Annotated in this window: 26 protein-coding genes; 20 read left to right on the forward strand and 6 right to left on the reverse strand. The window is 48.8% G+C overall.

All coding sequences use genetic code 11. From position 1 onward, the window contains the following. The first annotated feature begins 14 nt into the window (after positions 1-14). The 10 genes from paaC to BEN74_RS15300 all read left to right on the forward strand — a co-directional run bounded on the left by paaC (position 15) and on the right by BEN74_RS15300 (position 9,815). Positions 15-770: a 1,2-phenylacetyl-CoA epoxidase subunit PaaC gene (gene paaC / locus BEN74_RS15255; RefSeq protein WP_068911803.1), complete on the forward strand. Its 756-nt coding sequence runs from the start codon at positions 15-17 to the stop codon at positions 768-770. A 28-nt stretch (positions 771-798) separates the two neighbouring features. Then, complete coding sequence (gene paaD / locus BEN74_RS15260) at positions 799-1,299, forward strand: 1,2-phenylacetyl-CoA epoxidase subunit PaaD (protein WP_068911806.1); 501 nt, start codon at positions 799-801, stop codon at positions 1,297-1,299. Positions 1,300-1,362: 63 nt separating this feature from the next. Then, the gene (gene paaE / locus BEN74_RS15265; protein WP_068911809.1) at positions 1,363-2,421 is read left to right on the forward strand and encodes a 1,2-phenylacetyl-CoA epoxidase subunit PaaE; all 1,059 of its coding nucleotides are present in this window, start codon (positions 1,363-1,365) and stop codon (positions 2,419-2,421) included. Positions 2,422-2,475: 54 nt separating this feature from the next. Next, positions 2,476-3,246 (forward strand): enoyl-CoA hydratase-related protein, encoded by a 771-nt coding sequence (locus BEN74_RS15270; protein WP_068911811.1) that lies wholly within the window; start codon positions 2,476-2,478, stop codon positions 3,244-3,246. Continuing rightward, positions 3,246-4,037: a 2-(1,2-epoxy-1,2-dihydrophenyl)acetyl-CoA isomerase PaaG gene (gene paaG, locus BEN74_RS15275; RefSeq protein WP_068911813.1), complete on the forward strand. Its 792-nt coding sequence runs from the start codon at positions 3,246-3,248 to the stop codon at positions 4,035-4,037. Before BEN74_RS15270 ends, paaG begins: the two co-directional genes overlap by 1 nt. Positions 4,038-4,040: 3 nt before the next feature. Beyond that, positions 4,041-5,591, forward strand: coding sequence for a 3-hydroxyacyl-CoA dehydrogenase (locus tag BEN74_RS15280; RefSeq protein WP_068911815.1), 1,551 nt, complete (start codon positions 4,041-4,043; stop codon positions 5,589-5,591). 12 nt (positions 5,592-5,603) lie between these two features. Next, positions 5,604-6,815 carry a 3-oxoadipyl-CoA thiolase gene (gene pcaF, locus BEN74_RS15285; RefSeq protein WP_068911817.1) on the forward strand — a complete coding sequence of 404 codons (1,212 nt, stop codon included), beginning with the start codon at positions 5,604-5,606 and terminating at the stop codon, positions 6,813-6,815. 60 nt (positions 6,816-6,875) lie between these two features. Continuing rightward, positions 6,876-8,168 carry a phenylacetate--CoA ligase PaaK gene (gene paaK / locus BEN74_RS15290; RefSeq protein WP_068911820.1) on the forward strand — a complete coding sequence of 431 codons (1,293 nt, stop codon included), beginning with the start codon at positions 6,876-6,878 and terminating at the stop codon, positions 8,166-8,168. A 64-nt stretch (positions 8,169-8,232) separates the two neighbouring features. Further along, positions 8,233-9,174 (forward strand): phenylacetic acid degradation operon negative regulatory protein PaaX, encoded by a 942-nt coding sequence (gene paaX / locus BEN74_RS15295; RefSeq protein ID WP_068911822.1) that lies wholly within the window; start codon positions 8,233-8,235, stop codon positions 9,172-9,174. A 41-nt stretch (positions 9,175-9,215) separates the two neighbouring features. Then, positions 9,216-9,815: a transferase hexapeptide repeat family protein gene (locus BEN74_RS15300; protein WP_068911825.1), complete on the forward strand. Its 600-nt coding sequence runs from the start codon at positions 9,216-9,218 to the stop codon at positions 9,813-9,815. A 263-nt stretch (positions 9,816-10,078) separates the two neighbouring features. Here BEN74_RS15300 and BEN74_RS15305 read toward each other — a convergent pair whose 3' ends face one another. Both BEN74_RS15305 and BEN74_RS15310 read right to left on the reverse strand, forming a co-directional pair. Beyond that, entirely contained in the window at positions 10,079-10,534 is a 456-nt protein-coding gene (locus BEN74_RS15305) for a very short patch repair endonuclease (protein WP_068912012.1), read from the reverse strand. A gap of 275 nt (positions 10,535-10,809) precedes the next feature. Continuing rightward, a complete protein-coding gene (locus BEN74_RS15310) occupies positions 10,810-11,004 on the reverse strand; it encodes a hypothetical protein (protein ID WP_068912014.1) in 195 nt (64 codons plus the stop codon). A gap of 508 nt (positions 11,005-11,512) precedes the next feature. On the opposite strand from BEN74_RS15310, the gene sbmA reads away from it, so the two are divergent. Both sbmA and BEN74_RS15320 read left to right on the forward strand, forming a co-directional pair. After that, positions 11,513-12,709 (forward strand): peptide antibiotic transporter SbmA, encoded by a 1,197-nt coding sequence (gene sbmA / locus BEN74_RS15315; RefSeq protein WP_068911827.1) that lies wholly within the window; start codon positions 11,513-11,515, stop codon positions 12,707-12,709. 330 nt (positions 12,710-13,039) lie between these two features. After that, entirely contained in the window at positions 13,040-14,002 is a 963-nt protein-coding gene (locus BEN74_RS15320) for a hypothetical protein (RefSeq protein WP_416240778.1), read from the forward strand. A 108-nt stretch (positions 14,003-14,110) separates the two neighbouring features. Here BEN74_RS15320 and BEN74_RS15325 read toward each other — a convergent pair whose 3' ends face one another. Continuing rightward, on the reverse strand, positions 14,111-14,689 hold the full coding sequence (locus BEN74_RS15325) for a DJ-1/PfpI family protein (RefSeq protein ID WP_068911832.1): 579 nt from the start codon (positions 14,687-14,689) through the stop codon (positions 14,111-14,113). A 296-nt stretch (positions 14,690-14,985) separates the two neighbouring features. Here BEN74_RS15325 and BEN74_RS15330 point away from each other — a divergent pair, with 296 nt between their 5' ends. The 4 genes from BEN74_RS15330 (at position 14,986) to BEN74_RS15345 (ending at position 18,778) form a co-directional block, all read left to right on the forward strand. Next, the gene (locus BEN74_RS15330; RefSeq protein ID WP_068911834.1) at positions 14,986-15,753 is read left to right on the forward strand and encodes a hypothetical protein; all 768 of its coding nucleotides are present in this window, start codon (positions 14,986-14,988) and stop codon (positions 15,751-15,753) included. A 140-nt stretch (positions 15,754-15,893) separates the two neighbouring features. Further along, positions 15,894-16,412, forward strand: a complete 519-nt coding sequence (locus tag BEN74_RS15335; RefSeq protein ID WP_068911837.1) for a hypothetical protein — start codon at positions 15,894-15,896, stop codon at positions 16,410-16,412. Positions 16,413-16,558: 146 nt separating this feature from the next. Next, positions 16,559-17,092 carry a hypothetical protein gene (locus BEN74_RS15340; protein WP_068911839.1) on the forward strand — a complete coding sequence of 178 codons (534 nt, stop codon included), beginning with the start codon at positions 16,559-16,561 and terminating at the stop codon, positions 17,090-17,092. Positions 17,093-17,422: 330 nt separating this feature from the next. After that, positions 17,423-18,778 (forward strand): putative phage abortive infection protein, encoded by a 1,356-nt coding sequence (locus BEN74_RS15345; RefSeq protein WP_162898201.1) that lies wholly within the window; start codon positions 17,423-17,425, stop codon positions 18,776-18,778. A 26-nt stretch (positions 18,779-18,804) separates the two neighbouring features. Here BEN74_RS15345 and gatB read toward each other — a convergent pair whose 3' ends face one another. The 3 genes from gatB to gatC are packed head-to-tail and all read right to left on the reverse strand — an operon-like array spanning position 18,805 to position 22,126. Next, entirely contained in the window at positions 18,805-20,280 is a 1,476-nt protein-coding gene (gene gatB, locus BEN74_RS15350; protein WP_068911844.1) for an Asp-tRNA(Asn)/Glu-tRNA(Gln) amidotransferase subunit GatB, read from the reverse strand. Further along, a complete protein-coding gene (gene gatA / locus BEN74_RS15355) occupies positions 20,280-21,758 on the reverse strand; it encodes an Asp-tRNA(Asn)/Glu-tRNA(Gln) amidotransferase subunit GatA (RefSeq protein ID WP_068911846.1) in 1,479 nt (492 codons plus the stop codon). Before gatA ends, gatB begins: the two co-directional genes overlap by 1 nt. 53 nt (positions 21,759-21,811) lie before the next feature. Next, positions 21,812-22,126 carry an Asp-tRNA(Asn)/Glu-tRNA(Gln) amidotransferase subunit GatC gene (gene gatC, locus BEN74_RS15360; RefSeq protein WP_068912015.1) on the reverse strand — a complete coding sequence of 105 codons (315 nt, stop codon included), beginning with the start codon at positions 22,124-22,126 and terminating at the stop codon, positions 21,812-21,814. Positions 22,127-22,259: 133 nt separating this feature from the next. On the opposite strand from gatC, the gene BEN74_RS15365 reads away from it, so the two are divergent. The 4 genes from BEN74_RS15365 to BEN74_RS15380 are packed head-to-tail and all read left to right on the forward strand — an operon-like array spanning position 22,260 to position 25,212. Beyond that, positions 22,260-23,306: a rod shape-determining protein gene (locus BEN74_RS15365; protein WP_068911849.1), complete on the forward strand. Its 1,047-nt coding sequence runs from the start codon at positions 22,260-22,262 to the stop codon at positions 23,304-23,306. A 16-nt stretch (positions 23,307-23,322) separates the two neighbouring features. Further along, positions 23,323-24,180 carry a rod shape-determining protein MreC gene (gene mreC / locus BEN74_RS15370; RefSeq protein WP_068911851.1) on the forward strand — a complete coding sequence of 286 codons (858 nt, stop codon included), beginning with the start codon at positions 23,323-23,325 and terminating at the stop codon, positions 24,178-24,180. Beyond that, positions 24,167-24,658 carry a rod shape-determining protein MreD gene (gene mreD / locus BEN74_RS15375; RefSeq protein WP_068911854.1) on the forward strand — a complete coding sequence of 164 codons (492 nt, stop codon included), beginning with the start codon at positions 24,167-24,169 and terminating at the stop codon, positions 24,656-24,658. Before mreC ends, mreD begins: the two co-directional genes overlap by 14 nt. After that, positions 24,646-25,212, forward strand: coding sequence for a Maf-like protein (locus BEN74_RS15380; RefSeq protein WP_068911856.1), 567 nt, complete (start codon positions 24,646-24,648; stop codon positions 25,210-25,212). The genes mreD and BEN74_RS15380 overlap by 13 nt, the downstream gene beginning before the upstream one ends. The last annotated feature ends 23 nt before the right edge of the window (positions 25,213-25,235 follow it).

Genomic DNA, 25,235 nt, shown 5'->3' on the forward strand with positions numbered 1-25,235 from the left:
AGAGGGTGGAAATCATGAATAATCAAGCATTAGCGCAATTTCTTCTGCATGTCGGCGACAGCCAGCTGATTCTGTCGCACCGTTTGGCAGAGTGGTGCGGCCATGCGCCGGAGCTGGAGCTGGACATTGCCTTGGCCAATATCGGCTTAGATCTGTTAGGGCAAGCGCGCACCGCATTAAGCCTTGCCGGCGAAGCTGAAGGCTTGGGCCGTGATGAAGATAACTTGGCTTATTTCCGCACAGAGCGCGAATACCGCAATTTGCTGCTGTGTGAACAGCCGAATGGCGATTTTGGCCAAACCATTGTGCGCCAGTGGCTGATGGATCATTACCATGCGCTGCTGTTTGCCGCGCTGAGCAATAGCCGCAATGCGCAGCTTTCGGCTTTTGCCGTGAAAACCTTAAAAGAAGTGAAATACCATCTGCGTTTTTCGGCGGCATGGATGGAGCGTTTGAGCTTGGGTACAGCTGAGGCGCACGAAAAAATCCAGAATGGCTTAAATCAATTATGGCGCTTCACTGAAGAGCTGTATGAATTAAGCGCTGAAGAGCAGCAGCTGGTGGATGCAGGCATTATTCCGAATATTGAAATTTTAAAAGCGCAGTGGCTGGAGAATATTCAGGCGGAGCTTGCGCGCTTTAATCTGGCAGTGCCGCCGGAAGGCGCTTACCGCAGCGGAGCAAAACAGGGCCTGCATACCGAACATTTAGGTTATGTGTTAGCGGAGCTGCAGTATATGCAGCGCTCTTACCCGAATATGACTTGGTAATTTGGACGCATCACAGGGAGTGAGCCGCATGAATTTAATTCGGCATACAGCGGATGAATGCTGGGATGTCTTGGCGCAAGTGTCTGATCCGGAAATTCCAGTCTTGTCGGTGCTGGATTTAGGCATGATCCGCGGCGTGGAATTGAATGCGCAAGATGAAATTGTGGTTCGGCTCACACCGACCTATAGCGGTTGCCCAGCAACAGATTTATTAAAAGCAGAAATTACTCAAGCCTTTGAAGCCAGAGGCTTAACACCGGTAAAGGTTGTGGTGGACTTGTCTGAAGCATGGACTACGGACTGGATGAGTGAAGCAGGAAAACGGAAGCTGCAGCAGTACGGCATTGCGCCGCCAAAAGGCGAGTCACACAGCTGCGGTACGCATGTGGCGCTTACGGACGGCATTGAATGCCCGCGCTGCCAGAGTCAGCATACAAAATTATTAAGCGAATTTAGTTCAACAGCATGCAAAGCCTTATACAAATGCCAAGACTGCTTAGAACCTTTTGATTATTTCAAATGCATTTAGCAAAGCATTTTTGAGTTGCCGCACTGCGATGCGAAATCGTCAAAATGAAAGAGGGATTTTCATATGAGTCAATTTATACCATTAACCATTAAAGCCATTCAGCCTCAAACTGAGCAAGCCATCTGCATTTCCTTTGACCTTGCGCCGGAACAGTTCGACGCATTTCAATATCAGCCGGGCCAGCACTTGACCATCCGCCATTTAAGCGCTGGCGCTGAACTGCGCCGCTGTTATTCAATCTGCAGCAGCGAGCAGGAAGATATGAGCATTGCCATTAAAAAGATTGATCAAGGCCAGTTTTCCACTTGGGCCAATGATCATTTAAAAGCGGGCGATGTGCTGGAGGTGATGCCGCCGCAAGGGGTGTTTTTCCAAAAAGCGGCTCAGGCGGGCGGTCAAAACTATTTAGGCTTCGCTGCCGGCAGCGGCATTACGCCAATCCTGTCGATTGTGAAGTCAGTGCTGAACCGCCAGCCTGAATCCAGCTTTACTTTGGTTTACGGCAACCGCTCCTGGAAGCAGACCATGTTTGCCGAGCAAATCATGGATTTGAAAGACCGCTTTAAAGAGCGCCTGCAGCTGATCAATATTTTTTCGCGTGAATTGAATGACAGTGAAATTTTCAATGGCCGCATTGATGCTGAAAAACTGCAGCAGCTCTTTAAGGCAGGCTTGATTGGCGCGAATGCTGATCATTGCTTTGCCTGCGGCCCGGAAGAAATGATGGAAGCGGTAGAAACTGTACTGCCGGCATCGGGCATTGAGCGCAGCAGGATTCATACAGAACGCTTTAATACAGGCGCAGCGCCAAAAGCGACAGCGCAGCAGATTGAAAGCCGCAGTGAAGAGAAGGTCAGTATTGTTCTTGATGGCCGTGAATTGACTGTAGAAGTGTCCCGGCAGGATGACAGCATTCTGGATGCAGCGCTGCGTGCAGGTGCGGACTTGCCGTATGCCTGCAAGGGCGGGGTGTGCGCGACCTGTAAATGCAAAGTGCTGGAAGGCCGGGTTGAAATGGCGGTGAACTACAGCCTTGAACCTGAAGAAATTGAAAAAGGCTATGTGCTGAGCTGCCAGGCGCGCCCAACCACGCCGAATGTCCGCTTGAGTTTTGATGAGTAATCTTTAAGGCAGCCTTAAATCAGCAATCCCGTTCAAGGAAACAGGAGTTCAAGGATGGAATACATTAAAAGCAGTTCACCCAGAGCAGGCGTTGCGCTGCTTGAACTGAACCGCCCGGAAAAGCGCAATGCGCTCAACAATGCCACGCTGCAGGAAATTGCTGACCGCCTGCAAAATTTAGAAGCTGACGCAGCAGTAAAAGCCGTGGTTATTGCCGGCAATCTGCAGTGTTTTGCAGCCGGCGCCGACCTGAATGAGCTGGCGCAGCTGGATGTGGTCAGCATTCAGCAAGACCAGCGCCCGCAGCTCTGGAAACGCATTGATGAATTTTCCAAGCCGCTGATTATGGCGGTGAATGGCTATGCGCTGGGCGCCGGGTTTGAATTGGCGCTGCATGGCGACATTGTGCTGACGGGCGACAATGCGCAGTTTGCACTGCCTGAAATTGGCTTAGGCATGCTGCCGGGCGCAGGCGGAACACAGCGCCTGGCGCGTTTAGTCGGCCAGCAGCTGGCGATGCGCTGGGCGATGACTGGTGAAATGATTCCGGCGCAAACAGCAATGCAGCATGGCATCAGCAGCCAGATTTGCCCAGCCGGATTAACGGTGCAATATGCCTTGGAGCTGGCGGAAAAAATCGCTAAGCAGGCGCCGCTTGCGATCCGTGTGATTAAGCAATCCTTGAAATCAATTCATGAAGTGAGCTTGAGCCAAGGCCTGAAACAGGAACGCCAGCATTTTGTCTGGCTGGCTGCGACTCAGGACCGCCAGGAAGGCATCAGCGCATTTTTAGAAAAAAGAAAACCGGAATTTAGAGGTGTGTAATGGACTATCAAACCATCATTGTTGAAGAAAAAAATGCAGTAGGCTGCTTAACCTTTAACCGTCCAAAGCAGTTAAACAGTTTCAATGAAACCATGCATCAGGAAGTGTCCAGCGTGATGAAAGCTTGGGCCAAGGACAGCGCAATCCGTGCGGTGGTGATCTCTGCAGAAGGGCGCGGTTTTTGTGCAGGCCAGGACTTGAATGACCGGGTGGTGGATCCGAATGCTGATGCGCCGGATTTAGGCCTGTCAATTGAAAAATATTACAACCCGTTAATCAAGTTAATCACTGAAATGCCAAAACCGGTTATTTGCGCAGTGAATGGCGTGGCGGCGGGCGCTGGCGCCAATATTGCACTGGCTTGCGATATTGTGATCGCTGCGCAGTCAGCATCGTTTATTCAAGCCTTTTGCCGTTTAGGCTTAGTGCCGGATTCGGGCGGAACCTGGTTCCTGCCGCGCTTGGTTGGCCGCGCTCAGGCGATGGGGCTTGCAATGCTGGGCGATAAAATTTCAGCAGAGCGCGCTGTGCAATTGGGCATGATTTGGCAAACTGTTGAGGATGATGCATTAAAAGCCGAAGCTGAAAAAATGGCGGAGCATTTGGCCAAGCAGCCGACTTATGGTTTATCCCTGATTAAAAAAGCGATTAACGCCGCTGCGCACAATAACTTGAATGATCAGCTGATTTTAGAGCGTGATTTGCAACGTTTGGCCGGCCGTTCCAGCGACTATAAAGAAGGTGTGCAGGCTTTTATGCAAAAGCGCGCCCCTGAATATAAAGGATGCTGAATTATGCAGCAGATCAATTTGCAGCAGGCTAAAGTCGCAGTCATTGGCGCAGGCACCATGGGAATGGGCATTGCCCAATTGGCAGCAATTCATGGCCATCAGACTTATATTTTTGATGTAGATGCAGCTAAAACACAGCAGGCTTTAGCGCAGTTGTCGGTGCAGCTGGGCAAGCGTGTTCAGGCTGGAAAAATGACGCAGCAGCAGCTGGACAGCATATTTGCCAACTTAAAAGCCGTCGATGAACTGCAGCAGCTGACGGATGCCGGTTTAATCGTGGAAGCGGTTGTGGAAAAGAAAGAAGTGAAGCAGCGATTATTTCAGCAGCTGGCAGGCATTTGTTCTGAGCAGGCTATTTTTGCTTCCAATACGTCCTCTATATCGATTACCGCAATTGCTTCGGTGATTCCTCATCCTGAGCGGGTGGTGGGCTTGCATTTTTTCAACCCAGCCCCAGTGATGAAGCTGGTGGAAATTATCCGCGGCTTAAAAACTTCAACTGCTATTGCAGATGCGCTATTCGCCTTGATGGCATCGTGGAAAAAGGTGCCTGTGACTGCGAAATCGACACCGGGCTTTATTGTGAACCGCGTCGCACGCCCTTATTACGCCGAAGCATTTCGCGCATTGCAGGAAAATGTCACGACTCCTGAACAATTGGATTTTATCATGCGTGAATGCGGCCGTTTTGCGATGGGGCCGTGTGAGCTGACCGATTTAATTGGGCAGGATGTGAATTTTTCAGTGACGCAAAGCGTCTATCAGGAATTTTTCTATGAACCGCGCTACCGTCCATCCTTAATTCAAAAAGAATTGGTAGATGCAGGCTGCTATGGCCGAAAGTCCAAGCAAGGCTTCTATGATTATAGCCAGGAACAGGTTCAGCCTAAGTATGAATTGCCGGTTTGCTATGCCAAATCATTAAGTAAATTAAAACTTACTGTTAAAGGTGAGTGGCTGCATTCGCAAGCGCTGATCCAGCGCTTAAAGCAGGCGGCGCATGTTGAATTGGATTTTGAAGCCGGCCTTCACGATGAAATGCTTATAGGCGGTGTTGCGCTGCGTTTAAGCCTGGGCAAATCAGTCGATATTGATCATGTCCATGAGAAGGTGGTGCTGATGGACTGGCACGCCGATTGGGCCAATGCCAAAGCGCTGCCCGTGGCTGCATCGGCGTGCTGCACGCCAGAAGACCGGCATGCCATTGATTTGCTTTTTGCAGGCATGAATATGATACCGGTTTGGAGCAAAGACCATGCAGGGCTTTATGTGCTGCGCACGATTGCCATGCTGGTAAATGAAGGCTGTGAAGCTGTTCTGCATAATATTGCATCTGAACAAGACATTGATTCAGCAATGAAATATGGCGTCAATTATCCGCAAGGCCCATTTGAATGGGCAGGAAAAATCGGATATAACATTATTCTGCATACATTGGAAAATATGTATCGTATTTATGGCGAAGAGCGCTATAGACCCAGTATATATTTAAAAAAGAAAGCTGCCTTGGGACAGGCGCAGCAGAGTCAGCAGCAGCTTCGCGCAGCAGGCTAAAAGGAAGTGAACATGGAACAAGTTTATATTTTTGATGCAATCCGCACCCCAATTGGGCGCTATGCGGGCGGTTTAAGCGGCATTCGCGCAGATGATTTGGCGGCGCTGCCGATTCAGCACCTGAAAAATCAGCATCCTGATTTGCCTTGGGCAGAGCTGGATGAAGTCATACTCGGCTGCGCTAATCAGGCCGGTGAAGACAACCGCAATGTTGCGCGTATGGCTTCATTGCTGGCGGGATTGCCGGATTCAGTTCCTGCAATCACGGTTAACCGCTTATGCGCTTCAGGTTTGGATGCAGTAGGCTTGGCAGCCCGCGCGATTAAATCCGGCGAAGCGCAGTTTGTCTTGGCGGGCGGGGTGGAGTCCATGAGCCGCGCGCCGTTTGTGCAGTCTAAACCGGCGGCGGCGTTCAGCCGCAGTCCTGAAATTTTTGATACCACCATTGGCTGGCGCTTTATCAACCCGAAGTTCAAAACAGCTTTTGGCGTCGACAGCATGCCGGAAACTGCAGAAAACATTGCTGAAAAATATCAAATCAGCCGTGAAGATCAAGACCTGTTTGCATACCGCAGCCAGCAGAAAACCGCAGCTGCGCAGCAGAATGGCATTTTGGCGGAAGAGATTTTAGCTGTTGCAATTCAAGACCGTAAAAAAAATACTGTCACCATTGCGGCCGATGAGCATCCGCGGGCAGAAACAACCTTAGAAGCATTATCCAGCCTAAAAGCGCCATTCCGCAAAGCGGGCGGCTCGGTCACGGCAGGCAATGCCTCCGGTGTGAATGACGGCGCCGCGTGCATGCTGCTGGGAAATCAGCAGTTTGCCGCGCAGCATGGCTTAAAGCCTTTGGCAAAAGTTGTTGCCATTGCCAGTGCAGGCGTGGAAGCCAAATACATGGGCATAGGCCCGGTGCCGGCAGTGCAGAAAGTGCTGAAGCAGGCCGGGCTCAGCCTGGATCAGGTGGATGTGATTGAGCTGAATGAAGCATTTGCAGCGCAGTCGCTGGCGGTAATGCGCGAGCTGGGTTTAAAGGATGATGATGCGCGGGTCAACCCGAATGGCGGCGCCATTGCGCTAGGCCATCCGCTGGGCATGAGCGGTACGCGCTTAGTCATTACCGCCATGAAGGAATTGAAGCGCCGTAAAGGAAAATATGCGCTGTGCACCATGTGCGTAGGCGTAGGACAGGGTGTCGCACTGATTATAGAAAATGCAGATTAAGGAAACAATCCGCAGTATAAATGAGCCAGCAGTCAGGATGGCTGCTTCAGGAGGAAGAATATGAATAAAAATGCTATGGAAAAAATTGAGACGGTTTCAACCGATGAGCTCCGCAGTGTGCAGCTGGAACGCATGAAGAGAACGCTGCAGCATGCTTATCAGAACAGCCCGGTGTATAAAAAGAAGTTTGACGAAGCAGGCGTGCACCCTGATGATTTCAAATCTTTAGAGGACTTGGCGAAGTTTCCATTCACCACCAAGCAGGACCTGCGCGATAATTACCCATTCGGCATGTTTGCTGTGCCGCAAGAGCAGATTGTACGGGTGCATGCATCTTCAGGCACGACGGGCCAGCCGACGGTTGTGGGCTATACGCAAAATGACATTAATGTCTGGTCAGATGTGGTGGCGCGCTCACTGCGCGCCGCCGGCTTAAGCAATAAAGATACTATTCAAGTATCTTATGGCTATGGCTTATTTACCGGCGGTTTAGGCGCGCATTATGGCGTGGAGCGCTTAGGCGCAACCGTAATTCCAATGTCGGGAGGCCAAACTGAACGTCAAGCGCAGCTGATTCATGACTTTAAGCCAACGGCAATTATGGTTACGCCATCGTACTGCTTAAACATTATTGAAGCTTTGGAGAAAAAATTCGGCACAGCGAAAAACTGTTCGATTAAAACCGGCGTATTCGGTGCAGAGCCGTGGACCAATGAAATGCGCAAGGAAATTGAAGAGCGTTTAGGCATTGATGCGCTGGATATTTATGGCTTATCTGAAGTGATGGGGCCGGGCGTGGCCATGGAATGCCTTGAAAGCAAAGACGGCCCAACCATTTGGGAAGATCATTTCTATCCTGAAATCATTCATCCGGAAACCGGTGAAGTGCTGGCGGACGGTGAGCTGGGCGAGCTGGTCTTTACTACGATTACCAAAGAAGGCATGCCGGTCATCCGCTACCGTACCCGCGATTTAACCCGCCTGCTGCCGGGAACTGCGCGCACCATGCGCCGCATGGATAAAATTGTCGGGCGCAGCGACGATATGATGATCATCCGCGGCGTAAATGTGTTCCCGTCGCAAATTGAAGAGCAGATTCTGCATATTCCGCAGCTGCTGCCGAATTATCAGATCCAGATTTGCAAACAAGGCCATTTAGATACATTGCATATTCAGGCCGAAATGCGTAAAGATATCAGTCAGGCTTTGGCTGCTCAGCTGGCGGCGCAGCTGAAAAGCCAAATTAAAACCATGGTGGGCCTTTCTGTCTGTGTGGAAATTCTGCCGGAAGGCAGCCTGCCGCGTTCAGAAGGCAAGGCGCAGCGGGTATTTGATATCCGCAAATCGGCATAAGCATGAACGGATAATGATTCAATTGAATGATCATCCGCGTATTACAAGGTAACTGTGAAGCGAAATGAATCCAAAATTAAAACAAGTTATTGATGAGTTCATTAATAATGAAGCGTTAAGCGGCACATCGCTGATTATGACCGTATTTGGTGACTGCATTTTTCACCGCGGCGGCATCATCAGTCTGGCCAGCCTGATTCAGCTGATGGATGTGTTTGGCTTTAATGAGCGCTCAGTCCGTACCGCGGTATTCCGCCTGGTGCAAAATGGCTGGCTGGTGTCAGAGAAAATTGGCCGTACCAGCTATTACCGTGTTACTGAAAGCAGCCGCCAGCGCTTCATTATGGCGGATCAGAAAATTTACAGCTTCAACCATCAGGAATGGGATCAGAAGTGGGACTTGGTGCTGCTGAGTTCAGTGGAGCTGGAAAATAAAGCGGTTTTGAAAAAAGAGCTGGAATGGCTGGGTTTTGCCAATATTGCCGCCAATGTCATGGCGTATCCGGGCTGCGACCACCTGAAACTGCAGAATTTATTGCTGAATTTAAAAATGACCGATCAAGTGGTGATTTTCAAAGCTGAAGCGCTGCAGCTGTGGCAGGAGTCCTATCCGACTGTCAAGCGCATGGTGGAAAGCAATTGGCCTGTGGCTGAACTGCACCAGCGCTATGAAAAATTCATCAGCGATTTCAGGGAATTTTTCAATTCAGTGGAAAATGAAGCCGAGCTGGATCCGGTGCAGGCGTTTCAAATCCGCATTTTGCTGATTCATCAGTACCGCCGTATTTTGCTGAAAGATCCGAATTTGCCATTTGAGCTGCTGCCGTCCAATTGGCTGTCACTGAATGCCAGAAATTTAAGCAGCAACCTCTATCAAACTGTAGTGGCCGCCGGTGAAGAGTTCTTTATGGAAACAGCAAGAACGTCTGAAGGCTCTATGCCGCCGGCGCATCCGCAATTCTACAAGCGCTTTGGCGGACTCAAGCAGGAAGAAGCCAGCTATTAAATGCCTTTAAGGCCGATATTGAAAGTTTAAAGGAATAAACGATGCCGTGTTATGCTATTGATGGGGTGATTCCTGTCGTCAGCCCCAAAGCTTATGTTCATCCGACAGCTGTACTGATTGGCGATGTGATTATTGAGGATGGGGCCTATATCGGCCCTTTCGCGGCGCTGCGTGCGGATTTCGGCGGCATTCATATTCATAAAAATGCCAATGTGCAGGACTCCTGCATCATTCATGGCTTTCCTAACTATGTCACCGTAGTTGAAGAGTTTGGCCATATTGGCCATGGCGCCATTCTGCATGGCTGCCGCATCCGCAAAAACGTGCTGATTGGCATGAACAGCGTGATCTTGGATGAATCGGATATTGGCGAAAATACAATTATCGGCGCCAACAGCACCGTCAAAGCCAAAGCGCAGATTCCAGCAAACTCCTTAGCGCTGGGCAGTCCGGCACGCGTTATTCGCGCTTTAGACGATAAAGAAATAGCATGGAAGCGTCAGGGGACTGGGCAGTATATTCAGCTGACTGAACGCTGCTTGGCAACGATGCGCGAGGTCGAGCCTCTGCTTTATGCCTGCGCTGAGCGTAAGACGCATCAAGACTTTATGGCGGAGTATGGCATTAAGCAAAACAGCTAAGCGCTGGCAGGAGCCTGCAGCCATGTGAAATCAATCTGGCCATTGCTGCGGGCCGTATAAAAAGCTTTTGCAGCAATACTGCAGGCGAAAGCCAGAGAATAGAAAGAGCTGAAGCCTGTGCCGGATAAAACTGCAGCACAGCCGAATTTAAAGCGGGAGCTGATGGAGAAGCGCGGCTTCTTTGCGCAGCCGGCTACCGTTTAGGAAAACAGCCAAGGCGAGCTTAAGGCAGAACAAGAAGTGATCTGCTGATGCAAGAAAATTCAAAGCTCCAAATACATATTATCTGCGTCTTGAATCCATTCCTGAAAGCGCGCCAGAGTCCAGTCAAAATCCTGCGCATTGCGGGTGGCGCATTCCCACCAGATGCAGACCTTCCAGTGCTGCTTCAGCAGCCTCAGGGTATGCGCGGTATCGCGCTCTACATTTTTTAAAATTTTGGGCTGCCAGTAATCCAGATTGCTTTTCGGCCAGTGGAAATACTTGCAGTCATGCTGATGCCAAAAGCAGCCATGCACAAAAATAACCGTATTGTATTTTTTCAGCACAATATCCGGCTTGCCGGGCAGGTCTTTATTATGCAGGCGGTAGCGGAAGCCCAGGCGATGCAGCGCCTTGCGGATCTGCAGTTCAGGCTTGGTATTCTTGGAGTGGATGGCCGCCATATTTTCAGAGCGTGTCAGCACTTTTCTGTTTTTCGGCTGTACTTTGGCGGTCATCACGGTTACTCCCTTGAGGGCAGCGCGCTGGAGATTTGGAAATTCAGCCGGCGAATGCGCAGCCATATTAAAGAGTTTAGCCCGCAAACCCTGTCAATGCGAATATTCAATAGGCAAAAAACCGCGGCGCCGGCTGCTTGGCCGGCGCCATTTGGCAAGAAGAATGCGGGATGCAAGGCCGAAGTGAGCCAGTTCAGGCCCTGCACGGCTTATCCGCGTTTAGCATGCAGGCGGCTAACAGTGCGGAAACACGCCTTGCGCAGTTTGAGAAGACTTTAGATTTCACGCCATAGCGTGTTTTTGTCTTTCAGGGAGATCAGGAAGTTAAAGTTTTCATCATCGCGGACCAATAAGCCGCCGGGCGCGTGCATAAGCACTTTAAGCAGGGTGCCGGTTTCAAAAATCAGCGGGCTGCAGTTTTCTTTTTTCAATGTGATGGGCTTAAGCAGCTCAATAACATGGTTTTCCATTTTTATTCTCCCCCTTAAAATTGTTTTGATTGTTTTATGATCATAGCATAATTTGTTATTTTTTAAATATTTTATGTAAATTGTGTCAAACAAAATAAGAAAAATGCGCAGCAATTAATGCTTAATTACAGTGAAAAATTGCGCGAGATTTAATTTTAATTTCTGATTTTGCACAGCTTTATGCTGCTATGCAGGGCAGCTGCTCTCCATCTTCAAGGCTGATGAATTTATTTAAAATGAATTGCTGTGGCGCTGCATGCTGAACCGCGCATTTCCCTTGTGCGCAGCCGGCCGGCGCCAAGCATGGGCAAATTTGCCCTGCAGAGTCATCCTTTATTTTGCATTGGAGCGGCATGGCGCTGCCGAAACAGCTAAGATGGAAGGCGCGATGCAGAAAAACTGAACAAAATATCTGAAAAAATTGCAAATTTTAAAAGAAAAATTAAGGTTCCGGTTTTATGATCGGCATATATTCCCCAAAGGCAAACATAAAGGACGCCTCAGCCGCATGTTTAAATCTTTCTTTCCAAATCCAAAATGGTTCTTTGGATCGCTGCTACTCTGGTTCGCTGTTAATATTGCGCTTTGGTACAGCGGCGGCAGCGGCTGGGGAACGTTTCTGGGCTTCCCGCAAGGCTATGACGCTGTGGAACTGCCGATAGGCGTCAGCCGTTTCTGGTCGCCGGCATTTTTATGGTTTTATCTGTGGTTCGGCATCTCGGCTGCAGCTTTCGCTCTGTGCTGGCGGGCGAAATCCAATAATCCCTGGCAGGGCTGGTCGGTCTGGGGCTCTGCATTCATTTTATTCAACATCTGGTTTGGCGTGCAGGTCAGCGTGGTGGTAAATGCATGGTACAACCCGTTTTATGACCTGATTCAAAAGATGCTCAGCACGGGCGGCGGCGATGTCGGCCAGCTGTATGCAGGCATCATGACCTTTCTGTACATTGCGATGGTGTATGTGACGGCAGCGGTTTTCAATCTGTTTTTTGTCAGCCATTATGTCTTCCGCTGGCGCACGGCAATGAATGACTATTACACCCGGAACTGGGGTCAGCTGCGCCAGATTGAGGGCGCGTCGCAGCGTATTCAGGAAGACACCATGCGTTTCGCGCGCACGATGGAAGGGCTGGGCGTCAGCCTGGTGGAAGCGATGATGACGCTGCTGGCGTTTTTGCCAGTGCTGTTTTCGCTGTCTTCGCATGTCCAGCAGCTGCCGATTGTCGGCGCAATCCCGCATGCTTTGGTCTGGGCCGCGATTTCCTGGGCGGTGCTGGGAACTGCAGTGCTGATGCTGGTAGGCTATAAGCTCCCTGGTTTGGAATTCAATAACCAGATGGTTGAAGCCGCTTACCGCAAAGAGCTGGTATATGGCGAAGATAATCCTGAGCGCGCAGATCCGCTGACCTTGCAGGAGCTGTTCGGCAAGGTGCGCTTCAACTATTTCCGCCTGTATTTCCACTATGCCTATTTCAATCTGGTGCGCATCTGGTATATGCAGCTGGACAATATTTACGGCTTATTTGTGCTGTTCCCGAGCATTGCCGCCGGAGCGATTACGCTGGGCCTGATGATGCAGATCATCAATGTTTTTGGCAAAGTGCGTGAATCTTTCCAGTATTTGATTGCTTCCTGGCCAACCATTATTGAGCTGCTGTCTATTTATAAGCGCTTAAAAGCCTTTGAATCGGCTTTGGATAAATAGGCCACTCAGCCCGCAGGATGCGGGCTTTTTTGAGGCTGCAGATATGAACCGCGCAGCTTGCTACCCGGCCGCAGTGCTGAAAAGCCTGTGACGCCATTTGTGCAATAGCCGCCCGTAGCTGTTCTACGCTAAAAGTCGAATTGATTTTTCATGCAGGCGGAAAGGCTGAATGGTTCAGGTTATTGCGGAATATGCCTATGAGTTTGGCAGTTTTACTTTGAAATCACAGACTGGTTCAATTAAAAATCTTATTAAAAACAATGTGTTAAATTTGATGTTTCTGTGAGTTTCGGCTATGTTGATTGACTTGGCAGCAGCGGAAATATGCGTGTGAACTTCAAAAAATTATTGATGATCGGTAGCTTTGGCGCGGCCCTGCATGGCTGCAGCAGCATGGGGAATTTCAGCGCAGACCCGATGGCGGGCTATGCTTCCGCGCAGGAGCTTATTCTTAAAAAAAATCTCAATCAGCCGGACGGCGCGGCCAAAGAATATGTCTATGCATGGGGCGCGCGGCATCAGGGCGCTGACCCAGAATCCCTGTTGCCGCGCAAATATCTGAGCCAGTATTGCCATGCCAAAGGCGGCAGTTTTTCCCTGCTGCATAAAAGTTCACTCGGCTTGGTCAAGGACGGCAGGGCTAGAAATGCGCTGGCGTCCAGCAGCAATGTCTCGCAGGGCATAGGCGCATACCAGTGCAAGCAGCGCAATGGCCAGCGCTGGATTGTGTCCATTGAGCCGATTGCTGAAATGCGGTCTGCGCAATATGCGGACGCGCGCGCCGTGCGTCTGCAGGCGCAAATTATGGATGCTGACGAAGCCCAGCGCTTTTACCGGAACAGCAGTCCGGCAGCCGTTGCCCCGAAAAAGGCGAATGCGGCGGCAGCCAAAAGCCCTGCAGCCAAGCCGGCCGCGCTGAAAGGCGCAGAAGATAAAAAAGAGCTTCCGGCAGCGGCTGAAACAGCCAAGCCGCCAGTGCAGCTGGCCGATACACCGCAGCAGCAGCAGATGAAATACTATGTGGCGGCCCGCCGTGATATCAACAGCGGCAGGAATCAGGTGGAAGCCTGCAACAATGCGCAGCGCGCCTACAATTACGGGCGCTTGCCGGGGTCAGCGGCTTCCAATGTGTATGCCGAATCCGGCATGCTGGCGGCGCGCTGCTTAACCGGCATTCCCAGCTACAGCAGCCGCTTTTCCAATCCTAAAGCGCAAGCGCAGCGGATTCTGCAAAACTTGGCCGGCAATCATAATCATGCCGGGGCGAAGCATATGCTGAAGCAGATGAAATAGGCAGTTATTCCTTTTAGACTGGGGCTGGCCGGCTGAAGGCTATTGCCTGAACCATATTAAGCTTCCTTGCCGGCCGTGAAGCTTCGAATGGTGATATTTGCAGCGGCGTTACAGGCTGATGCTTGCGCCCAAGGCTTTGACAAACTGCGCCAGCCAAGCCGGATGCGCAGGCCATGCCGGCGCGGTGATCAGATGGCCATCGGTGACTGCTTCAGTCACAGCAATGTCGGCATAAGTCCCGCCGGCCAGTTTCACTTCGGCAGCGCAGGCTGGGTAAGCCGAGCAGAGGCGGCCTTTCAGCACGTCCGCCGCCGCTAAAAGCTGCGCGCCGTGGCAGACCGAAGCAATTGGCTTCTGGGCTGCGTCAAACTCCCGGACAATTTCAATGACACGCGCATTCATGCGCAGGTATTCCGGCGCCCGCCCGCCCGGAATCACCAGCCCGATATAATCAGCGGTATTTACCGCGCTGAAGTCATGGTTAATGGCGAAGTTATGCCCGCGCTTTTCGCTGTAGGTCTGCTCGCCTTCAAAGTCGTGAATGGCGGTGGCAATGCTGTCGCCGGCTTTTTTATCCGGACAGACGGCATGCACGGCATAGCCAAGGCCAGTCAGGAACTGAAAGGGCACCATGGTTTCGTAGTCTTCGGCATAGTCGCCCACCAGCATCAGGATTTGTTTAGGCATGTTTTTTCTCTCTGTTTAGATTTGATTTATATGAATTTTATTTCACCATAGCACATCAGCATGGCAGTTTTAAGAATTTTGGCGGTCTTTTAGTCGGATAGGCCTAAAACAGCCTATGAATAGATTTACTTTATGGCGGCATCTAAAGCGAGCGTGCTTTTTGATGCGGGAGCGTATTGCGCATGCGGGCAGCGATGTGTAAAGGTTGAGCTGCAGCCGGCATTGGAGCATCAGGCTGGATAGACGCAGCGGCAAATGGCTGTTTAATCAGGTAACTATGCTTGAGGAAAAATAGAATGATTAAAAAGAAAATCGGCTTGCGTTCAGCTGTTTTAGCAGCCTATGCTTGCTTTACGCCTGCAGTTTTTGCCGCGCCTTTGCAGATTTTGGCGTTTGAAAAAGCGCAGCTGGGCCAAAGCGAGCAGCATCAGCTTTGTGAACAGCTCAAAGCGCTGTGTCAGCAGCCTGAGAAATGGCGCAGCTTAAAAACAGCGGATCAGAGCTTATGGCTGCTGGCTGGCGGTGATATTGCCCAGTTTAATGCATCTGCAGCGGGCTTTAAATTATCGCAGCAGTGGCATCTGGACATTTCTGATCAAGCGCAGGGCGCATCGAATGGGCAGTTTATTTTTCCCAAGCTGTTTCCAATGGCGCAGAACCGCTATGCCGTTGCTGTGATTGACAGTTTTTCTGAAATGTATTCGGGCGGCGGGGCGGGCATCGAGCGCGCCAGCTTTTATGAGCTGAAGGATGCTGGAACTGCGCATCAGTTTATTCAGAATTACCCTTTCAGCTTGAACCGGATGATCCGGGCCTGCTTTTCCGAACAGGATTATGCAAGCGCAAAGGGCAATTGCCATGATGAAGACCGCTTGAGTCTGGATATCCGGCCCGTCAAGCCGATGCTGTGGCAATTCCGCTACCGCTATAATTTGAGCGTATCGCCAGCATCAGATTCGGGCGGAAAATCTTATCAGGGCAGCAGGAACCTCAATATTGATTTAAACCGAGCGCCTGCACAGCCGGATATTCCTGCGGCATGGAATTATGCGGGAATGGAATAAGCAGCAGAGCAGAGGATTCAAGCGCAGCGCATTTGGCTGAAGCCTTAACCGTTTTGATTGGCGCAATTTACAGAGTCATTATAGGTAATAGCATGGGTGGTGTGATACAAAGAAGCAGATTGCAATTTGGAACTCTATTTATGCCACGCCATGTTTATGCTTCTGCCCGCCGTAAATTTTCTTCTTTGAGCCGTTCTGTGTTTGTGGCAGCCGCGTTGCTGGGTGCAGCGCAAATTGCGTCGGCTGGGCCGACCGTAGACCAGCTGAGTGATTGCTTAGTCAAGTCCACGACTGCCACGGATAAAACAGCGGTGCTGCAATGGACTTTTGCTGCGCTATCGACGCATCCGGACTTAAAGCGTTTTAGTCAGGTGACGGATGCTCAGAAAACAGAACTGGATAAAAATTTGGCCACTGTGCTGCAGCGCATCCTTGTGGAGCAGTGTTCCGCGCAGACTAAAGCGGTGATTCAGGCGGAGGGCCTGCAGGCTGTGGGCAACAGTTTTCAGGAGCTGGGCAGCATTACGGGGGAAGAAATTATTAAGAACCCGGAAGTGAAGCAGCAGCTGAATGGTGTGCTGCGTTATGTGGATTTGAATAAATTGGTGATGACTTTTTTGACGCCTGAGATTTGGAATAAGTTGGGAGTGATGAGGTAGTGTGAATTTTCTCACTTGCGCTTTGTTTTAAAGCACTGCTTTAAAATTTGCTCAGGAGGAGGATATCGCGTATCCAAATAATCACATGACAAAGTTTCCCTTTTTAAAAGGTGAAAAGCGAAGCTTTGCAAGGAGAGGGGGTTTAAATGAGTTTAATGATGGCAGTTGGATTTCCTTTTTCGATTTCAAATATGTTGGGGCATTATGAAATACAGAATCTTACTGGAATGATGAGAGCGGAATTTCAAGTAGATAGTACCCTTATTTTTGTAGATTTTCCTAAAGATGAAGAGCATTTATTAGAAGTCTATCTATCAAAAGTAAATAAGCGTTTTCAGCAAGATTATGCTGATAAAAATTTGATACTTGAGCAAGCAGAGAAAATATTTAGAAGAACTTATCCTGAAATTGATGAAGTGATTGAGCTATATGAAGGCTATAACAATGTAAGCTTTAACAATCAAATATTTGCTTTGCTGAATATTCATTATCAGGTTGACACTATAGAACAGTTTGCTGATTTTCATTGTGTGACAACTGCCCAGGATTTCACGGAAGCTTCATTTCGTGATGAATGTTTAGAAGTCGTTATTGATGGTGGATATGATTTGGTGCTGAAAATTCCAGAACATCTTTATTTAAGTTTTAGGAAAGAAGAGGGGAAGATTTTTGAATTATAAATCATTTATTAAAATAAAATTCCTCTCCTTCTTACGTGTAATAACGCTCGTCCTTTAAAAGGGATAGGTAACAGCGTGTATTAAATTAATCACATGACAAAGCCTGCCTTTTCTAAAGGTGAGAAGTGAAGCTTCGAAAGGAGAGGGATTCTAAAAGTCACGCATAAAGAAGGACTTTTAGAGTTGAATGCGTCCTAAGTCTTCGAGCTTGGTGATAGACGATACTTTTTTGATGGTCATGTTTTTCTACGTTATGTGTTTGGATTACTTTATTTTTCATGTAGAATTATTTGAATTTATGTATAAGTAACCATTATATATGTTGTTTTTTTGGGTTTACTTATAATTTGGTGGTTTGAAGCTGAAAATAATTATTTTTATGATATTTTGGTTGGAATAAAAAAAGTTTGTCCTTGGATTGATGTACAGACAAAATTTAAGTTAAGAGTTTGTAAAGTATTTTGGTTATCTTTAGTTATTAGCGTCATAATAATTGTGTGGAATGCGTTGTACTCACCCTATTTAGCGAATTATTTTTCAGTAAATAATGGAGAAGTACAGTTAAGAGAAGACATCCAAGAATCAGATTCTCCTGTAGATATTAATCAAAATGGCTCTGAAGCATTAAAAATAGAAATTGTTAATCAAGATAGTCAAATAGGTGACTGGGGGACATTTGGTGATTTTATTGGTGGAACTTTAAACCCAATAATTGGATTTATTAGTATCTTACTTTTGTTTGCAACATGGAGACTTACACGAAAAACTTTAAACTTTACTAAAGAAGAGTTAAATAATAGTAATCAACTTTTACGCATACAACAATTTGATGCCATTTTTTGGGGGTTATTGGAGCACCTAAAAAAAATTGAAGATTCACTATATGAAAAAAATAGTGATCATATTTTGATTATAGATGAGGTATATTCCAAAATATTTTGTTATTCATTAGATGAAAGTTTGTATAAAAAAAGACAGAAAATATTGAGTAATGCTCAAATTTCTCAATATTTTATTCTTCTATATCAAATTTTTAAAAATATTGATGAAAAAATTAGCAAAGATGACTTCAAACTTAAAAAATCATACTCCAATATTTTAAGAGCAAATGTTTCAACTAAAATTCTTCAAATCTTAGTAATTAATTGCTATGAGAATTTTCCAGAATATAAAACCTATCTTGAGAAATTTGGTTTTTTAGAGCATATGCCGTTCTCTTTTGTTACCAATGAAAGGCTTATTAATCTTAAGTTATTAGAGTGTTTATCATTTTATGATAAACAGGCTTTTGATAAGTCTATATATTTTAAAGATTATTTGAATGATGAAGCATTGAAGTTGTTTTTTGAGGGAAAGCCTAAAAAAATAAATGAATATTTAAATTTACTATTAGGTGGTGTTCCGAAAACTAATGAAATCGAATTGAAGATTGATTTGGATCATGAGCAAATTAGAAAATTTGATTTAATTATTGAGATTGGACAAGATAATGGTGTAACTATTTATCCTAAGAATAAACAGAATATTTATGGAACCATGATGGAGGATATTATTTTAAGGAGTGATCCGCAAAAAGTATCTCTTAATATTACAAAGAGGGGATTCGAGTTAAAAATTTATAATTTATGGGTTGTTATTAACTCATTAAAAAGCATGCCGATTAGAATTGAAAAAAACCCGCTTTAAAGCGGGTTTCCTTTTCATTGATCAGATTAACCAATCAATTTCTTCATCAATTCATTTACTTGCGCAGGGTTAGCTTTCCCCTTAGACGCTTTCATGACTTGACCAACAAGACCGTTGAAAGCTTTCTCTTTACCAGATTTAAACTCTTCAACCATCTTCTCGTTGGCAGCAAGAACGTCTTTAATAATCGCTTCAATCGCGCCTGTATCAGTTTCCTGCTTCAAGCCTTTTTCAGCAATAATTTCGTCTGCAGTTTTGCCTTCATCCCACATAAAGCCGAACACTTGCTTCGCAATCTTGCCGCTAATGGTGTTATCCACGATACGCGCAACCATGCCACCCAGTTTTTCAGCCGAAACAGGAGAGTCTGCTAGTTCTAAGCCTGCTTTGTTTAAAGCAGCTGAGAATTCGCCCATGACCCAGTTTGCAGACACTTTACCTTGCGTAGCGCCGCCAGCAGCAGCCACAACCGCTTCATAAAAGTCTGACATTTCACGGGTCAGCGTCAACACATGCGCATCGTATTCAGTGACACCAAAGTCGGCTACGAAACGCTCACGACGTGCAGTAGGAAGTTCGGGCAATGCAGCACGAGCCGTTTCAATTTGCGCGTCTGAAATAATCACAGGCAGCAAGTCAGGATCTGGGAAGTAGCGGTAGTCGTTCGCTTCTTCTTTCGAACGCATCGAACGTGTTTCCATCTTCATAGGGTCGAATAGACGCGTTTCCTGGTCAATCGTGCCGTCCCATTCCAAAATTTCCATTTGGCGTTCAATTTCAACATTGATCGCTTGTTCAATGAAACGGAATGAGTTGAGGTTTTTCAACTCGCAACGTGTACCAAAAGGCTGACCCGGACGGCGCAGCGATACGTTGCAGTCAGCGCGGAACGAACCTTCAGCCATGTTGCCGTCAGAAATACCCAACCAGCGCACCAAAGTGTGAATCGACTTGATATAAGCCACCGCTTCTTCAACCGAACGCATATCCGGTTCAGACACAATTTCAAGCAAAGGCGTACCTGCACGGTTGAGGTCAATGCCTGACATGCCTTCAAACTGGTCATGGATCGATTTACCGGCATCTTCCTCAAGGTGGGCACGCGTTACGCCAATGCGCTTCACTGTGCCGTCTTCAAGTTGAATGTCGATATGACCCAAGCCCACAATCGGGTTATCCATCTGGCTGATTTGGTAGCCTTTCGGAGAATCAGGATAGAAATAGTTCTTGCGCGCAAATACCGACGCTTGGTCGATGTAGGCATCGATACCCAAACCAAAGCGAATGGCTAAATCCACCACTTCTTTATTCAATACAGGCAGTACGCCCGGCATCGCCAAGTCAACAAGGCTGGCTTGCGTGTTTGGGTCTTGACCAAATTCAGTCGATGAACCTGAGAAAATTTTAGATTTAGTTGCCAGCTGAGTGTGAATCTCGATGCCAATAACGACTTCCCAGCCATCAATCAGGTTGGATTTTGGTTTAGCAGCGTTTTTAGCCATTATGCATTCTCCTCAGCAATTGCTGCACGTTTCGTATGCCAATCCGTCACTTGCTGGTACTGATGCACCACAGACAGCAGTTGAGATTCTGACCAATAGTTGCCAATCAGCTGTAAGCCCACAGGCAAGCTGTTTTTGTCAAAACCAACAGGTGCGTTAATTGCAGGAAGACCCGCAAGGTTGACCGCGAGGGTGTAAATGTCGCCTAAATACATTTCTGTTGGGCTGAGGTTGGCGCCAATTTTATAAGCTGTGGTTGGCGCAGATGGCGCTGCAATCACATCAACCGATTCAAAGGCTTTTAAGAAATCCTGCTGGATTAAGCGGCGGACTTTTTGCGCTTTCACGTAGTAAGCGTCGTAATAGCCCGCAGACAGGGCATAGGTGCCAATCAGGATGCGGCGCTGCACTTCTGCACCAAAACCTTCAGAACGTGAACGCTTGTATAAGTCCATCAGGTCAACTGGGCTCTCTGCACGGTAGCCATAACGCACGCCATCGTAACGGGACAAGTTCGATGACGCTTCAGCAGGTGCAATCAAGTAATAGGTCGGAACATAAGCTTCAGTCATGTTGAGATCAATCTCAACCAAAATTGCCCCCATGTCTTCCAGTTTTTTCAATGATTCTTCAACACGCGCTTTCACGTCTGCGTCTAAACCAGCGACATTGAAGTATTGCTTTGGAATGCCAATACGCAGGCCTTTAACTGCTGTGCCGTTCAGGTTCGCCACATAGTCATCAGCGTCTTTTTCGATAGAGGTTGAGTCTTTCGCGTCATGGCCTGCCATGACGTTCATCAGGTAGGCGCAGTCTTCAGCCGAACGTGCCATTGGCCCGCCCTGATCCATGGACGATGCATAGGCAATCATACCGAAGCGCGATACGCGGCCATAAGTCGGCTTAAGGCCGGTTAAGCCGCAGAACGATGCCGGCTGGCGGATTGAGCCGCCTGTGTCTGTGCCCGTTGAAAACGGAGCAAGGTCAGCTGCAACAACTGCCGCCGAACCGCCCGAAGAACCGCCCGGCACATGCGCTAAATTCCAAGGGTTTTTAGTTGCGCCGTAAAAAGGGTTCTCAGAGGTTGAACCCATGGCGAACTCGTCCATGTTCACTTTGCCTAAAGTGACCAGGCCGGCAGCTTTGCCTTTGGCAACTACAGTTGCATCGTAAGGGGATATAAAGTTATCCAGCATTTTTGAGCCGGCAGTGGTTTTAATGCCGTGGGTGCAAAAAATGTCTTTATGCGCAATCGGCACACCGGTCAATGCGGTGGCTGCGCCTGCTTTAATTGCGGCATCGGCAGCGTCGGCTTGCGCCAGCGCCTGTTCTGCAGTCACGGTTACATAAGAATTCACTTGTGTATCCAGTTTTGCGATGCGCTTTAAATAATGTTCGGTCAGTTCGCGAGATGAAAATTTAGCCCCGGCTAAACCCTCAGAGAGTTCACGAATCGACAAGCGGTGTAAATCGGTCATGAGAAATAATTCTTTACGTTTAATTTAAAAAAAATGGTTCAACTGAATGCAAATTATTCAATCACGCGCGGAACAAGGTACAGCCCGTCCTGCACCTGAGGCGCAATGGCTTGATATTCATCACGATGATTGGTTTCTGAAACCGTATCTTCACGCAGCGGCTGCGGGTTGTCGAAGGGGCTTTTCAGCGGCTCAACGCCATCGGTGTCGATGCCTTTCAAGGTTTCCATCATGCCTAAGATTTTATTTAAACTTTGAGCATATTCAGCAGATTGCGCCTCATTCAGCGACAACCGAGCCAAATGGGCGATTGCTGAAACCGTTTGTGCATTTAGATCTGCAGAATGCTGTGCATCCGATGTAGACATAACATTACCTAATTCAGTATTAAAAAATTTCAAATTATCGTGCGTTATAATAAGCGATTGACTTGTCCAAATCATCACATTTAGTTAAAGTTGCCACCTTGCGTCCATATAAAGTTTAATCGAGAACGTCTCCGTGATTTTAAAACGACTAATTGGCTTGTTTTCGCCTGATCTAGCCATTGATTTAGGTACGGCAAATACACTTATTTATGCGCCGGGACGAGGCATTATATTAAATGAACCGACGGTTGTGGCGATCCGCCACAGCGGTTCACAGAAAATTGTTTCCGCTGTTGGCCTTGATGCAAAGCAGATGCTGGGCCGTACGCCTGCCAATATTACGGCCATCCGTCCAATGAAAGACGGCGTAATTGCTGATTTTGAAGTGACGGAAACCATGCTGAACCAGTTTATCGGCAAAGTTCATGAAAAGCGCCTGTTTCCGCCTGCGCCGCGTGTCGTCGTGTGCGTGCCGTGCAAATCGACGCTGGTCGAGCGCCGCGCAATCCGCGAAGCGGTTTACAATGCCGGCGCGCGCGACGTGCGCCTGATTGAAGAGCCGATGGCGGCGGCGATCGGCGCAGGCATGCCGGTTGAGCAGGCATGCGGCTCAATGGTGGTGGATGTCGGCGGCGGCACAACGGAAATCGCGATTATCTCCCTGCAGGGCTGCGTTTATGCGGATTCACTGCGCATTGGCGGCGATGTTTTCGATGAACAGATCATTAACTATGTGCGCAAGGCGCATGGCTGCGTGATTGGCGAAACGACGGCTGAAAATATTAAAAAAGAAGTCGGCATGGCGCTTCCAGACGAAGGCGCAAAAGCTTTGGAAATTGAAGTCCGCGGCCGCAACCTGGCGGAAGGCGTGCCCCGCGCAATTACCGTGACTTCAGATGAAATCACTCAGGCGATTTCTGACCCGCTGCAGAATATTGTATCGGCGGTGAAGTCTGCGCTTGAACAGACGCCTCCGGAACTGTCATCAGATATCGCCGAGCGCGGCATCGTCTTGACCGGCGGCGGCGCGCTGCTCCGCAATCTGGACAAGCTGCTGGCGAAAGAAACCGGCCTGCCGGTAGTTGTGGCGGAAGATCCTTTGACTTGCGTGACCCGCGGCGGCGGCAAAGTGCTGGACTTCTTCGATAATCCTAATCATGACATGCTGTTCGTAGGCTAAGAAAAGGACGCGGCGGGTGCAAACTCAACTGTTCTCAAGACAACCGCCATCTTTTCGCTCATTTATCATTGCGGTAATCGCATGCCTGGTGGTGCTTTTCTTTGATTGGCGCATGCCGCATGTGGTTAAACCGGCAAGAGATGTCTTGTATGCGGCCTATAATCCAATTTACGCCGCTGCAAGCTATCCAGTGTTATCGCGAGAATGGCTGAATCAGCAAACCAAGTCAGAAGCTCAGCTGCGCCGCGAAAATACCGCGATGCAGGCGGAGCTTTTGCAGGCGCAAGTCCGCCTGCAGAAGCTTTCTGAACTTTCTGCGGAAAATACCCGCCTGCGCGGCCTATTGGACACGCCGTTAATTATTGACGGGCGCATGGAAATTGCGGAAGTCATCGGCACCGATGCTGACCCGCTGCGGCACATTATCGTGATCAACCGCGGCGCCAGCAGCCAGCTGAAAGTCGGGCAGACGGTGCTGGATGACAAAGGCATTATGGGGCAGATCGTGAATGTCTATCCGCACAGCAGCCGCATCATGCTGCTGTCTGACAAGGAGCATTCCCTGTCAGTGCGGCTGGAGCATACCGGCATGCGCGCAATTGTATCCGGCACAGGCGATTTAGGGCGCCTGAAAATGGAATACGTGCCAACCAGCGCCAATATCAAAGTGGGTGAGAAAGTGTATAGTTCAGGGCTTGGGGCGCATTTCCCTGCAGGCTATTTTGTCGGAACGGTATCCAAAGTGCAGCGCCATAATTCAGGCGAATTTGCGCAAATTGATGTTGCGCCTGCGGCCCAGCTGGCCGGCGGGCATCATGTGGTGGTGCTGTTTTCCGATTCTTTAGCGATGGAGCAGCCGAATGCCAATCGCTAAGCTCAGCCGCCCGGCGCACCGAGATCCTTTGGCGGCCATCGTCATTTCGGTGATCTTGGCCTCGGTGCTGATGGTGTATCCGCTGTCCTATACGCTGTCCGGCTGGCGCCCATTGCTGATGATGCTGGTGATGCTGTTCTGGGTGCTGTGCCAGCCGACATGGTGCGGCGTGTGGTTTGCCTTCGGCACCGGCATTTTTGTAGACCTGCTGGTCGATGCGCCGCTGGGTATGAATGCTTTAAGTTTTGTACTGCTGGCCTTTATCGCGCGTTTTTTGACGCGTGAGCGGCGCGTTCTGACCTTCGGAAACTTATGGGCGATTGCCTCGATTGCTGTTTTGGCGCATCTGTTTTTCGCCTGGATAGCGCAGGTCATGAGCGGCGTGCATTTCTCCCTGGCGCGCCATTGGCAGCCGCTGCTGACCAGCGTGCTGGCATGGCCGGTCATCTACTATATGCTGAAAAAATGGCGGATTTAATCCTTGCATCCAGTTCGCCGCGGCGGCGTGAGCTGCTTGCGCAGCTTGGTTTGGTATTTGATATCTATAGCCCAGATATTGATGAGTCTGTACAAACAGGTGAATCAGCAGCCCATTACGTGGAGCGGCTGGCATGCGCTAAAGCTGAGGCCGTGCAGCGCCAATATCCTGATGCGGTTGTGATCGCCGCCGACACCAGTTTAGGGCTGGATGGGCAAATTCTGGGCAAGCCGGAATCAAAACAGCATGCCTTTGAAATCTGGGGAAAAATATCGGGCAGAACGCATGATGTGTTTTCAGGCGTTTGCGTGCGCACAAAAGATCAAATTTGCAGTATAGTGGTACGCACGCAGGTTGAATTTCAGACCCTGAGCCAGAGCGATATGGAAAGCTACTGGGCCACGGGCGAACCCCTCGGCAAGGCGGGAGCCTACGCCATTCAGGGCATCGCTGCGCGCTATATCCCGCGGATTGATGGCAGCTACTCCAATGTAGTCGGGCTGCCGCTCTATGAAACTGTACAGCTGCTGCAGGCAGTTAAGGCGCTAAATTAACTGCTGAAAAGAATTTTTATAAT

The sequence above is a fragment of the Acinetobacter sp. WCHAc010034 genome (genome assembly GCF_001696615.3).
GTDB lineage: Bacteria > Pseudomonadota > Gammaproteobacteria > Pseudomonadales > Moraxellaceae > Acinetobacter.